Raw genomic sequence first — 13,050 nt, 5'->3', positions numbered from 1 at the left:
ACCGCGTTCATACTGGGGTGCGATCCCGTGGCCGAGCCCCGATACGGGATTCTCTACCAGCTTTCAGCCAGATATGGAGATTGCCATGAAAGACGAGCACACCCTTTCTTTTGATGAATATGATGAGGTCGTAAATCCCCGCCCCGAAGAATGCGAATTTGACCGTGTGGTTGAACGCGCCTTGTCGCGACGCGGTTTTTTGGGCGGTGTTCTGGCGATGGGCAGTTTTACGGCTGTCGCGGGCTCGTTTGTCCCCTCAGGTGCACGCGCGGCTGCGGATCGTTTTGCGTTTGATGCAATCCCGGTTTCCACCGCAGATGACGTTGTTGTGCCTGCGGGCTACAAGGCCGAGGTCATGGTGCGCTGGGGGGACCCGCTTTGGTCCGATGCACCCGAATTCGACCATGCAACGCGCGGTACGGCTGCAAGCCAAGAACGTGCCTTCGGCGACAATACCGACGGTCAGGATGTGTTCCTGCATGACGGTCATGTGCTGCTGGTTGTGAATAACGAATACACCAACCGTGACATCCTCTGGGGCAATAACCCCGATGCCAAGGCGGCCTCGGACGATGATGTTGCCAAGGGCATGATGGCCCATGGTGTCACCGTGGTCGAGATCGCCAACACCGATGGCACATGGGCGATTGTCAAGGACAGCCCTTACAACCGTCGTATTACGCCACAGACCGATATGGCCCTGACCGGCCCGGCGGCTGGGCACGATCTGCTGAAAACAGCAGCTGATGCAACAGGGACCACCTCGAAGGGCACCTGGAACAACTGCGGCAACGGCATGACGCCCTGGGGCACCTATCTGGCCTGTGAAGAAAACTTCAACGGCTACTTCTCGGCAGCTGATGAGAACCACGAGGTCAGCCCTGAACTGAAGCGCTACGGCGTCTCGTCCAAGGATTGGGGCTATGGCTGGGCCAAGATCGATGACCGTTTTGACGTCTCGAAAAACCCCAATGAGCCGAACCGCGCAGGTTATGTGGTTGAGATTGACCCGACCGATCCAAATTCGACCCCACGCAAGCTGACCGCGCTGGGTCGTTTCAAGCATGAGAACGCTGAAGCGGTTGTAAACAACGATGGTCGCGTCGTCGTTTACATGGGCGATGATGAACGGGGCGAGTTCCTGTATCGCTTTGTATCGGACGGCGTTTATGCGGCAGGCGTTGACACCAATGCGCTGCTGGAAAATGGCACTTTGTCCGTTGCGAAGTTCAACGACGACGGCACGGGTGAGTGGCTGGAATTAACGCCAGAAACCACGGGTTTGGCCTCGCAGGCTGAAATCAGCATCCACACACGTCAGGCCGGTTCAGCGGTTGGCGCGACTACGATGGACCGTCCGGAATGGGTTGCCGCAAACCCCAACTCGCCCGAGGTTTATTGCTGTCTGACCAACAACAAGAACCGGGGCGTCAAGCCGAATGCCGGTGGAGATGACACATCGGTCAACGGACCAAACCCGCGTGAGGCAAACAACTATGGCCAAATCGTGCGCTGGACCCCGAATGGTGGCGATCACACCGCGGCAGGTTTTGGATGGGACCTCTATGTTCTGGCCGGTAACCCGACTGTGCATCAAGACGCCTATGGCGGCTCGGATAACGTCAATGCGGATAACATGTTCAACTCGCCCGACGGGTTGAAGTTCGACAGCAATGGTCTGCTGTGGATCCAGACCGACGGCAACTATGGCAACGAAGGCGATTTCGCCGGACAGGGTAACAACCAGATGCTGGCCGGCGATCCGGTCACCGGCGAAATCCGCCGCTTCATGGTTGGCCCGAACGAGTGTGAGATCACGGGTATCAGCTGGTCGCCTGATCGCCGCACCATGTTCGTGGGCGTCCAGCACCCGGGTGAGGACGGCAACAGCCACTGGCCCGAAGGCGGTGACGCGGTTCCACGCTCTGCAATCATCGCGGTGACCCGCGAAGACGGTGGTCTGGTCGGCTAACATCGCTGATCTTTGAACGACGACCCCGGACGCATAGCTTCGTCCGGGGTTTTTCTGTTTCATGCAGTAGTTTCATAGTGACAATGAGAATTTTGATATGCGGATTGGCTGGGAACTCAGCTACAAGCGCCGGTACACAACCGTAGGCCAAAAAGTCGCTTGAAATACCACTTGTGTCGAAAACCGACCGACCCAGGCCCATATAGATGTTTAGAACCGCCCCATCGGGTTAGGAGGAATCACAGCAATGCCTGACGTCACCATCGTTTACTGGCGCGACATTCCCGCTCAGGTCATCGTCGGCAAAGGCCGTCGCGGCGCCAAGCGGCAATTGGAAGAACGGTTTGAACAAGCCATCGACCGCGCCGCTATGAAGGTGAATGCCAAGGACAGTGATGCCTACCTTGCGGAATGGCGCAAAGCCGCGCCTTTTGCAGTTGAGGGCGACCCGTCCGAGATTGCGGAGGCACAGGCCGTGCGTCTGGAAACGGAATACGATCAGGACCGCATCAAAGCGCTGATCGCCAATGACGGTTGGGCATGAGCCCGAGACAGCTATGGGAGGCCGCAATGGCTTTGCTGAACTTCAAGAAACGTGATGCGGTCGAAAACGGGCCGGTTAATCCGACCGTCGAAGCCTTTTTGCAGGGCTATTCGATCGAGGTGATGCCCCGCACCGCCGAAAAGGTTGAAGATTTCCGCGCGTTGTTGCCCGAAGGCACCCGCGTCTACATCGCGCATATCGAGGGCACACCCATCGAAGATATGGTCAAGACCGCCAAGCGCCTCGCTGATGATGGCTATCCGGTGATGCCACACTTCCCGGCGCGGATCATCAAGGACGCGGCGACGCTTGAGAACTGGATCTCGATGTATCAGGGTGAAGCCGGTGTTGAGCAGGCGCTGCTGCTGGCCGGTGGTGTTGCAAAGCCCCATGGTGAGTTCGACAGTTCGATGCAGCTGCTGGAGAGCGGTCTGTTCGACAAGGCTGGTTTCAAACGTCTGCACGTCGCAGGCCACCCCGAGGGCAACAAAGACATCGACCCGGACGGCTCGACCAAGAATGTCGATGACGCACTGCGTTGGAAACAGAAGTTCTCTGAGACCACGGATGCCGAAATGGCGCTGGCCACGCAATTCGCGTTTGACGCCAAGCCGATCATTGCCTGGGCTGACAGCCTGAAAGAGGCGGGGATCGACATCCCGGTCCATATCGGCATCGCTGGCCCTGCCAAACTGCAGACCCTGATCAAGTTCGCCATCGCTTGTGGCGTTGGTCCGTCATTGAAGGTTCTGCAGAAGCGCGCAATGGATGTCTCCAAGCTGCTGTTGCCTTATGAGCCGACCGATGTGATCACCGAACTGGCCAACCACAAAGCGGCCAACCCGGATTTCAACATCACCAACGTCCACTTCTTCCCGCTGGGCGGGATTAAGACCAACGCCAACTGGGCGATCAATAACGGCGGCGCTTCGGCAAAGCCCGCAAATTCCTAAGGAACGGACATGACCCGTACAGTCGTAGAATCAAAAACAAAAACTGCCGTTCTGGGCTTTGACGAACCGTTCTGCGTGATCGGCGAGCGGATCAATCCCACAGGCCGCAAGAAACTGGCCGCCGAACTGGAAGCGGGCGATTTCTCGACCGTCGAGAAAGACGCGCTGGCGCAGGTTGCTGCAGGCGCGACCGTTCTGGATATCAATGCGGGTGTTGTCTACAACTCGAACCCCAATCCGAACGAGACCGAACCGCCGCTGATGCGCAAGATCGTTGAGCTGGTGCAAGGCTTGGTCGATGTACCTCTTTGCGTCGACAGCTCGGTCCCTGGTGCGTTGGAAGCGGGCCTTGAGGCGGCTGAAGGCCGTCCGCTGCTGAACTCGGTCACCGGCGAGGAAGAGCGTCTGGAGCTGGTTTTGCCGCTGGTGAAGAAATACAACGTGCCGGTTGTTGCCATCTCGAACGACGATACTGGCATTTCCGAAGATCCCGACGTGCGTTTTGCGGTTGCCAAGACGATTGTCGAACGCGCTGCTGACTACGGTATCCCAGCTCATGATATCGTGGTTGATCCGCTGGTTATGCCCATCGGCGCGATGGCAACCGCAGGTCAGCAGGTGTTCGCTCTGGTCCGTCGTCTGCGCGAGGAGCTTGGCGTGAATACGACATGCGGTGCGTCCAATGTTTCATTTGGCCTGCCGAACCGTCACGGCATCAACAATGCCTTTCTGCCAATGGCGATGGGTGCTGGCATGACCTCGGCCATCATGAACCCGGTGGCTCTGCCGGTAACTCAGAAAAAGATTGCCGAGAAGAAAGAGGCCGTAGCCGCTGCTGGCATCATCCTGCCCGAAGGTATGGATGATGAAACCTTCGTGCAGATGTTCGGTCTGGGCTCGACCCTGCCGCGCGCCGGTAAAGAAATGGAGGCCATCCGCGCCGCCAATTTGCTCACCAACAACGACCCCCATGGTGGTGAGTGGATCAGGTTCAACAAAGCCCCCGAGGCACCCGGAGCCGAGGGCGAAGGGCGAGGACGTCGCGGAGGCGGTCGCCGCCGCCGCGCCTAAGCTGAACGCAACTTGATCACGGGCCGGGCACTTGCCCGGCCTTTTTTTGTTGTCATTCTGAGAAAGGTCAGATCAGCGGAAGGCCTCAGATACCCAAGCCGATGGCCTGGTTCACTGCCAAACCGGTATTGATCGCGCAGTAAGTCGGGTAGGGCGTGCGTTCAGAGAGGTTGATATCCCTTTGAATAAGTTGATGATCTTCGAGTCTATGCAACGACTCGGACAACGCCCTGTCCGTGATTGTAGTCAGGGCCGTTTTCATAGTTGAAAATCGCTGAGGCGAGTTGGTCAACGCTAAAACTGGGACTGACCAGCTTTTACGTAGCAGGGCAAATTCACTTTCATCAGGTACGGCCTTAATAATCTTGCTGGCCATCTGCGCGGCCTCAACACCCTTTAGTGTCAGCCGAAACTCGGGCCGCAAAGGATGGCCGTGGCCCGGATTTCTTTCGAGAAGACGCAGCGCAATCAGGTGATCAAGGCTGGCACGAAAGGAGGTCCGGCTTGCGTTGGTCGCTGCCAGCAAGGGGGCCTGACGTCCCGGCGTACCCGCATCCAACAGCGCCAGAATGCTGAGTGACCAGGCCCGTGATGTCAGGTTGACAAGTGTCGGAATGTCCATAAAGTATAGTTACTAGTATTATGAAAAAAGGTAAAGCACATGGCACGCGTTTCTCTTGATGATACGATCACACTTGCCCTGTCCGTACGCGACCGCCACGCAAGCGCGACGTGGTATCAGGAAAACTTGGGTTTCTCGCTTGTATACCATATGGACGAAGCAGGCTGGAGCGAGGTGCAGACCAACACCAAGGGCGTGACTCTGGGTCTGGGTGAGCAGGCAGAGCCCAATCCCGGCAACTGCGTGCCCGTATTCGGCGTGGCCAATATATCAGAAGCCCGCAAGGCGCTGGAATCCGCTGGCGTACGGTTTGATGGCGAAACCGAGACCATCGAAGGCATGGTCAGCACGGCAACCTTTTTCGATCCAGACAACAATGCGCTGATGCTGGCGCAGGACCTGACCAAGTAGATCCTGGCCCCGCATGATCCCTCTTGAACCCCGGTCAAAGGGGGTGCTATCCACATCTGCGCGGCGGGTATGATGTAATGGTAGCCTGTCAGCTTCCCAAGCTGAACGCGCGGGTTCGATTCCCGCTACCCGCTCCAGATTTCCGTGTTTAGATCCGGAAAACTAGGTCCAGCGCTGATCCAGTTATCCCCTGCGGCGACGGCGCCGACCTCCGCCAGCGTCGGACTCGCCACCGCCTGTATTGAACGAGGGCGCGGGCAGGGTGACGACCTGGGCCAGTTCGGGGAACGGGTCCGTCTTGTGCGGGATCGCGTTGGCTGCGACGAAGTGATCCTGGAATTTCGGCTCTATGGCGGTTTCGACCTTGGTGATTTCGCGAACTACGCGCTCGATTTCGGCCCGTGCACCGATGTTGCACAGCGCTATCCGGGCACCAGTACCTGCGGCGTTCCCGGCGCTGGACACCTTGTCCAACGGGGCATCCGGGATCATGCCCAGAACCATCGCGTGTTTGGTCGAGATATGCGCGCCGAACGCACCTGCGAGGACCACGCGATCCACCCGGTCGACTTCCATCTCATCCATCAGAAGACGTGCGCCTGCATAAAGCGCAGATTTGGCCAGTTGAATGGCGCGGATGTCGCCTTGGGTCACGGTGATCCGCGGGCCGCCATCGGCGCTGGCATCGTGGATCAGGTAGGAATGGGTGCGCCCCTCGGGCACGCTGCGCGGCGTGCCGGTTTGCTCGGCCGATCCGATCAGGCCACTTTCATCCAACAGGCCCGCGATGCGCATTCCAGCGACGGCTTCGATAATGCCAGACCCGCAAATGCCGGTGATGCCGGTGGTGGCGATATCGACGTCAAAGCCCTCTTCGTCCGACCATTTCTCGGACCCAATGACACGGAACCGGGGTTCTTTGGTCACGGGGTCGATCTCGATCCGCTCAATCGCTCCGGGGGCGGCGCGCTGGCCGGAACTGATCTGAGCACCCTCAAAGGCCGGTCCGGTGGGCGAGGAACAGGCCAGAACGCGGCTGGTATTGCCCAGCAGGATTTCCGCATTGGTGCCCACGTCGACGATCAGCACGAGATCTTTGGATTTGCCGGGCTCTTCCGACAAGGCCACAGCGGCGCAGTCCGCACCCACATGGCCTGCGATACACGGCAGGATATAGACCTGCGCGCGTGGGTTCATGTTGGTCAGGTCCATCTCGCATGCGGGCAGGGACATCGACTCGGATGTGGCTAGCGCAAATGGGGCTTGCCCCAACTCGACCGGGTCCAGACCCAGCAGCAGGTGATGCATGACCGGGTTGCAGACAAACACCGTTTCAACGATCAGCGCGGCGTCAATTCCGGCCTCATCAGCGATTGAGGTGGTCAGATCGTTGATCGCCTCGCGCACCGCTTTGGTCATTTCCTGATCGCCGCCGGGGTTCATCATGGCATAGGACACGCGGCTCATAAGATCTTCGCCAAAACGGATCTGGGGGTTCATCAGGCCGGAAGAGGCTTTGACCTCGCCCGTATCCAGATCGGTCAAATGGGCCGCGATGGTGGTAGAGCCAAGGTCAATAGCCAGACCATAGAGCCCGCCTTCGTGCAGGCCGGGCCAAATTTCAACAACCCGCGCGACAGAGTCCTTGTGGCCTTTGTGGATGGCAACCGTGACCTCCCATTTGCCTTTGCGCAGAACGGGTTGCAGCTTGGACATAAGCGACAGATCAGCGGTGATGGCGTCGATCTTCCATTGGTCGCGCAGGGCGCGTTCCAGCCGCTCCAGATCACCGGTCGGCGAATGCATGTCAGGTTCTTCAACCACGACGAAATACAGACGCGTGGCCGGGTCCATGGTGATGGCGCGTGCAGTGGCCGCTTTGCGCACCACCTGACGGTGTACTTGGCTTTCCGGGGGCACGTCGATCACGACATCGCCCTGTACCGTGGCCTGACAGCCCAGACGGCGGCCGGGCTTTAGCCCCCGCTTGTCGTCATAGCGCTGCTCGACCGCGTTCCATTCGCTCAGCGCGCCATCATTCACCGTCACGCCGTGTTTAGGAAACTCACCATAGCTGGGTGTGATCTGGCATTTCGAACAGATACCACGCCCGCCACAGACCGAATCCAGATCAACACCCAATTGCCGCGCTGCAGTCAGAATTGGCGTACCAACCGGGAAATGCCCGCGTTTACCGGATGGGGTGAAGACGACAAGAGGGTCGGTGGTCATGAATGGCCTGCCTTTGTATTCGCGCGTGTCCCGCGCAAGATATGAATTTCCTGAGAAAGGGAAAGGCCATTCAGCGGCAGGTTTTCAACAACAAGCGTCGTTTTAAGGCACGGTGTTCTGATGCTTTTGGCAACAACTTCGGTTCAGGGGCTTTTCCTTGGAGTTGATCCATGCAATAGGGTCACCGCCAAACGGGCTTTTGCATGGGGTGATCAGATGCAGATTCGTGAGGCGCTTACCTTTGATGATGTTCTTTTGGTGCCAGGGGCATCAACGGTGCTGCCGGCCACGGCAGATACCACGACACGTGTGACACGTCAGATTACCATGAACATCCCGCTGCTCAGCTCGGCCATGGATACCGTGACCGAGGCGCGCATGGCCATTGCCATGGCCCAGGCAGGGGGCATTGGGGTGATCCACAAGAACCTTTCGATCGAAGAACAGGCCCGCGAAGTGCGCAGGGTCAAACGATTCGAATCTGGGATCGTCTACAACCCGGTCACGCTGCGCGCCGATCAGACACTGGCCGATGCGCAGGCGTTGGTACAGCGCTACAATTTCACCGGGTTCCCTGTGGTAGATGATCAAGGGCGCGTTGTCGGCATCGTGACCAATCGGGACATGCGCTTTGCGACCTCAGAAGATACACCGATCCACGCGATGATGACCGCGGACAATCTGGCGATGCTGCAAGAGCCTGCCGATCTGGAAGAAGCCAAAAGCTTGATGCGTGCCCGCCGGATCGAAAAACTGCTGGTCGTTGATGGTGAGGGCAAGCTAACCGGCCTGTTGACCTTGAAAGACACCGAACAGGCCGTGCTGAACCCGACCGCTTGTAAAGACAGCCTTGGCCGTCTGCGTGTGGCGGCTGCAACCTCGGTTGGCGATGCCGGATTTGAACGCTCGGAACTGCTAGTCGATTCAGGTGTCGACATCATTGTGGTTGATACCGCGCATGGCCATTCACAAGGCGTTCTGGATGCGGTGAAACGCGCCAAGACCCTGTCGAACGAGGTTCAGATCATCGCAGGGAACGTTGCCACGTCCGAGGCGACCAAAGCGCTGATCGACGCAGGCGCAGATGCGATCAAGGTTGGCATCGGGCCGGGCTCGATCTGCACCACGCGCATGGTGGCTGGGGTTGGCGTACCCCAGCTGACAGCGATCATGGATTGTGCGGCGGCAGCCGGTGATGTTCCGGTGATTGCTGATGGCGGCATCAAGTTCTCAGGCGATTTCGCCAAGGCCATCGCGGCGGGTGCGTCGTGCGCCATGGTCGGTTCGATGATCGCCGGGACCGATGAAAGCCCCGGCGAGGTGATCCTTTACCAGGGCCGGTCTTTCAAATCCTATCGCGGCATGGGCAGCTTGGGAGCCATGGCGCGTGGCTCGGCGGATCGCTATTTCCAGAAGGATGCCGCCAATGACAAGCTGGTGCCCGAAGGGATTGAGGGGCAGGTGCCCTACAAAGGGTCAGCCGGGGCTGTTGTGCACCAGTTGGTGGGCGGCCTGCGAGCAGCGATGGGCTATACCGGCTGTGCAACCGTTGAAGAGATGCGCAAGAACTGCAACTTTGTGAAAATCACCGGGGCAGGTCTGAAAGAAAGCCATGTGCATGACGTGCAGATCACCCGCGAAAGCCCGAACTATCGGGTGATGTAAGGTTGCAGGTTAAGACATGACACCTGCGGCGCGCGTCCAGGCTTCGATCGAGATTCTGGATGAGATACTGGGCAGAGCACCCGTTGAAAAGGCCCTGACCGGCTGGGCGCGCCGCAGTCGGTTTGCCGGGTCCAAGGATCGTGCAGCGGTGCGGGATCATGTGTTTGACGCGTTACGCCGCAAACGATCTTTTGCCGCGCTTGGCGGTGCATGTACCGGGCGCGGCCTAATGATCGGGGCCGTGCGGGCGCAGGGTGGTGATGTAAGCTCCGTGTTTGCGGGCGACAGGCATGCTCCGCCGCCTGTAAGTGCCTCCGAAACCGCGCGTGCTTTTGAAAGCGATGCGGAAAGATTGGACATCCCTGAATGGCTGTGGCCGCAGTTTTGTGCCTCGTTGGGCGCGGATACGGAAGCCGCTGCAGAAGCTTTGCAGAGCCGTGCGGGTGTTCATCTGCGCGTGAACCTTCTGAAAGCCGATCTTGCGTTGGCGACCGAGGCCTTGGCTGCGGAGGGCATCGCCGCAATCCCGCATCCAATTTGTGAAACGGCGCTTGATGTCACGGACGGTGCGCGCAAGATCGGACAAAGCCGTGCCTATACAAACGGGCTGGTTGAATTGCAGGACGCTGCGAGCCAAGCCGTTGTGGCGGCGCTGGATGTGCAGCCGGGTATGCGTGTTCTGGACTATTGCGCCGGCGGCGGGGGTAAATCGCTGGCTCTTGCTGCGCACAGAGATGTCACCGTGTTCGCCCATGACGTGAATGCAGGCCGCATGCGGGATTTGCCCAATCGAGCGGAGCGGGCGGGGGCTGATATCACCTTGCTCAGCTCTGGTGAGCTTGCAGACCATGGGCCGTTTGACATCGTGCTTGCCGATGCCCCGTGTTCTGGCAGCGGGTCCTGGCGGCGTGCTCCGGCGGGGAAATGGGCCTTGACCGGGACGCGTTTACACGAATTGACGAGTGTTCAGGCCCAAATACTAAATGGCATTCGGGGGTTTGTGCAGCGCGATGGAGTTTTGGCCTATGCCACATGCTCGATGCTTGACTGTGAAAATGGTGACATTGTCGAGGCGTTCTTACAGTCCAACCCCGGCTGGCAGCAGTCTTTGCGCCAATCGTGGCGGGTAACACACGGTGTGGACGGTTTCTTTACGGCACACTTGACGCGGTAGCAAGGTGGGTTCTAGCAACTTTAGGTAGAGGCTCGTGCGACTAGATTCGTTAAGCGGGTTTTAACCAATTTAAGTTCCAGATGCCCCAACGCCCTTTTGACCGAGCCATTGATGTCCGACATTGCCGATTTACCCTATCAACCGCGTTCTGATACGGTCCCTTCTATACAACGTATTGCTGCACTGGCCCTGCTGGCGCTCGCACTTGTTTTGGCACCCAGCACGAAACTTGTATCCCCGGATTGGGCCATGGGACTTTGGGTTTCAGGTGGATCGCTGGCAGTGATTGCGCTGATTGCGGTTCTCAGGGTGGCGCTGAGCAACCGATCTGTACAGCGATCGACCGCCGTGATGGCAGCCTTTGCGCAGCAGGACACGTACCCCTGTTTGATTGCCAATGCCGAGGGCGAAATCCTGATTGCCAATGCGGCTTCCTATCAAAGGCTCCGCGCGATGCCAGGTGAGGCACTGACCCATTGTCTGCGCCCCGTCTTTGCCAATCCGGCGGCGATCTTACTGCGCCTGCAATCGCGGGCGCAATCACAGGGCCGGGCGCACGAACATGTGGTGACGCTTGATACAACAATCCCGGTATCGGTCTTCCGGCTATGTGACGGGCTGTTGTGTTGGCGTTTTCGATTTGAAGAGAGCGGACCCTGGGACTCAGTGTCTCTGCCGGTTCTGACCGAAGGGCGAAACGGTGATGTTTTGCGACTGAACCGCGCCGCTGAACGTCTATTGGGTTTTCTGCCAGAAACCATGGATCAGGTACTGCCCGAAGTTGGCAATGAACAAATCGGTATCATGCGGCTCTGTACCAAAGCCGGGGATCAAACTGCGGTCGTGTCCGAGTTGTCCAACTCGAGCACAGGGCGCAATCTGGCGCTGGTTCCGCTGGCCGCCCCCCCTAAACAGGGGATCGGGACGCATTTCAATGATCTTCCCGTGCCGCTTTTGTGCCTGTCCCCTGACGGGACGATCCTGCAAGCCAATCGGCTGGCGTTGAAGCTGTTGGGTGGCGGTGAACTCACCAAAACCAACATCAGCACCATCATGCAGGGCTTGAACCATCCTGTGTTAGAGTGGCTGGCTCGGACGGCAGCGGAAGAAGAAGCGCATCGGTCCGAGTTTCTGCGGCTTAGCCGTGATGACAAAGAGATATTCATACAAGTTACACTCAGCCGTGTTCACAAAGATGGTCAGGTATGTTTGATCGCGGTTCTCAACGATGCGACCGAGTTAAAAACGCTTGAGGCGCAATTTGTGCAGGGGCAAAAGATGCAGGCTGTTGGCCAGTTGGCGGGCGGTGTTGCGCATGATTTCAATAACTTGCTGACCGCCATCTCAGGCCATTGCGACCTGCTGTTGCTGCGGCACGATCAGAATGATCCCGACTATGCGGATCTGGTGCAGATCAACCAGAACGCCAACCGCGCGGCGGCGCTGGTCAGCCAGTTGTTGGCCTTTTCGCGCAAACAAACCTTGCGCCCCGAGGTACTGGATATGCGGGATACGATCTCAGATCTGATTCACCTGCTGAATCGTCTGGTCGGGGAAAAGGTACATCTGACGCTGAGCCATGACCCCGTGCTCAAACCCGTTCGCGCCGACAAACGTCAGCTCGAACAGGTGCTGATGAATCTGGTGGTCAACGCCCGCGATGCCATGCCCGAAGGCGGTGAAATTCGGATTGAGACTGAGGTTCTAACCCTGACGAACCCATTGATGCGGGACAGAGCCACGGTCGAGCCGGGCGAATATGTCACCGTCAAGGTCAAGGATGGCGGTATCGGAATACCGGCCGACAAGCTACAAAAAGTGTTCGAGCCGTTTTACACAACCAAACGCACCGGGGAGGGGACGGGTCTGGGCCTGTCAACCGTCTACGGTATCGTGAAACAGACAGGCGGCTTTATCTTTGTTGACAGCGTTGTTGGGCACGGGACGAACTTCACCCTTTTGCTCCCGGTTTGCAAAACCGCCTCTGAACCAGAGGTGATCGAAGACGTATCGCATAGCCCGCAGACCAATCGTCAAGGTGAGGGGGTCGTTTTGCTGGTCGAAGACGAGGCTCCGGTCCGCGCCTTTGCAACCCGCGCTTTGCGCCTGAAAGGCTATACCGTGTTGGAGGCCGAGTCTGCAGAGGATGCCCTGAACATATTGGACGACCCTGAATTGGTCGTTGATGTTTTTGTAACCGATGTGGTGATGCCGGGCATGGATGGTCCGACATGGGTTAGCAAAGCCCTGGAAACCCGGCCCGATGCGCGCGTTGTCTTTGTGTCTGGATACACCGAAGGCGCGTTTGGCGATTCCGGACCGCAGATCGCCAACTCGACCTTCCTGCCTAAGCCGTTCTCATTGACCCAACTGACCGAAGCCGTGTTCGAAAAGCTCAACTGACGC

10 protein-coding genes and 1 tRNA gene are annotated in these 13,050 nt (G+C 58.3%); 9 read left to right on the top strand and 2 right to left on the bottom strand.

From position 1 onward, the window contains the following. Positions 1-85: 85 nt before the first annotated feature. The 4 genes from ACR0JE_RS01090 to ACR0JE_RS01075 all read left to right on the top strand — a co-directional run bounded on the left by ACR0JE_RS01090 (position 86) and on the right by ACR0JE_RS01075 (position 4,540). Entirely contained in the window at positions 86-1,972 is a 1,887-nt protein-coding gene (locus ACR0JE_RS01090) for a PhoX family protein (RefSeq protein ID WP_480549124.1), read from the top strand. Positions 1,973-2,219: 247 nt separating this feature from the next. Further along, the gene (locus ACR0JE_RS01085) at positions 2,220-2,516 is read left to right on the top strand and encodes a virulence factor (protein WP_170533008.1); all 297 of its coding nucleotides are present in this window, start codon (positions 2,220-2,222) and stop codon (positions 2,514-2,516) included. Positions 2,517-2,542: 26 nt separating this feature from the next. Next, positions 2,543-3,469: a methylenetetrahydrofolate reductase gene (locus ACR0JE_RS01080; protein WP_480862381.1), complete on the top strand. Its 927-nt coding sequence runs from the start codon at positions 2,543-2,545 to the stop codon at positions 3,467-3,469. A gap of 9 nt (positions 3,470-3,478) precedes the next feature. After that, positions 3,479-4,540, top strand: coding sequence for a methyltetrahydrofolate cobalamin methyltransferase (locus ACR0JE_RS01075; protein ID WP_480541346.1), 1,062 nt, complete (start codon positions 3,479-3,481; stop codon positions 4,538-4,540). 85 nt (positions 4,541-4,625) lie between these two features. Here the strand turns inward: ACR0JE_RS01075 and ACR0JE_RS01070 are convergent, their stop codons facing one another. Continuing rightward, positions 4,626-5,162, bottom strand: a complete 537-nt coding sequence (locus tag ACR0JE_RS01070; RefSeq protein ID WP_480862379.1) for a winged helix-turn-helix transcriptional regulator — start codon at positions 5,160-5,162, stop codon at positions 4,626-4,628. Between the two features lie 39 nt (positions 5,163-5,201). Between ACR0JE_RS01070 and ACR0JE_RS01065 the strand changes: the two genes are divergently transcribed. Then, positions 5,202-5,573 (top strand): VOC family protein, encoded by a 372-nt coding sequence (locus ACR0JE_RS01065; protein ID WP_480827480.1) that lies wholly within the window; start codon positions 5,202-5,204, stop codon positions 5,571-5,573. A gap of 63 nt (positions 5,574-5,636) precedes the next feature. Further along, positions 5,637-5,710, top strand: a tRNA-Gly gene (locus ACR0JE_RS01060). Between the two features lie 46 nt (positions 5,711-5,756). On the opposite strand, the gene ACR0JE_RS01055 is transcribed toward ACR0JE_RS01060, so the two are convergent. Beyond that, entirely contained in the window at positions 5,757-7,805 is a 2,049-nt protein-coding gene (locus tag ACR0JE_RS01055) for an ASKHA domain-containing protein (protein ID WP_480862377.1), read from the bottom strand. Between the two features lie 216 nt (positions 7,806-8,021). On the opposite strand from ACR0JE_RS01055, the gene guaB reads away from it, so the two are divergent. From guaB to ACR0JE_RS01040, 3 genes are all read left to right on the top strand, one after another. Then, the gene (gene guaB / locus ACR0JE_RS01050) at positions 8,022-9,470 is read left to right on the top strand and encodes an IMP dehydrogenase (RefSeq protein ID WP_480862375.1); all 1,449 of its coding nucleotides are present in this window, start codon (positions 8,022-8,024) and stop codon (positions 9,468-9,470) included. Between the two features lie 16 nt (positions 9,471-9,486). Further along, a complete protein-coding gene (locus ACR0JE_RS01045) occupies positions 9,487-10,644 on the top strand; it encodes an RsmB/NOP family class I SAM-dependent RNA methyltransferase (protein WP_480862373.1) in 1,158 nt (385 codons plus the stop codon). Between the two features lie 111 nt (positions 10,645-10,755). Beyond that, positions 10,756-13,047 (top strand): ATP-binding response regulator, encoded by a 2,292-nt coding sequence (locus ACR0JE_RS01040; protein WP_480862371.1) that lies wholly within the window; start codon positions 10,756-10,758, stop codon positions 13,045-13,047. Positions 13,048-13,050 lie beyond the last annotated feature (3 nt).

It is taken from the genome of Ruegeria sp. H3, assembly GCF_056533095.1.
The sequence above is the reverse complement of the archived record's forward strand: the minus strand, read 5'-3'. Positions and strand labels throughout refer to the sequence as shown.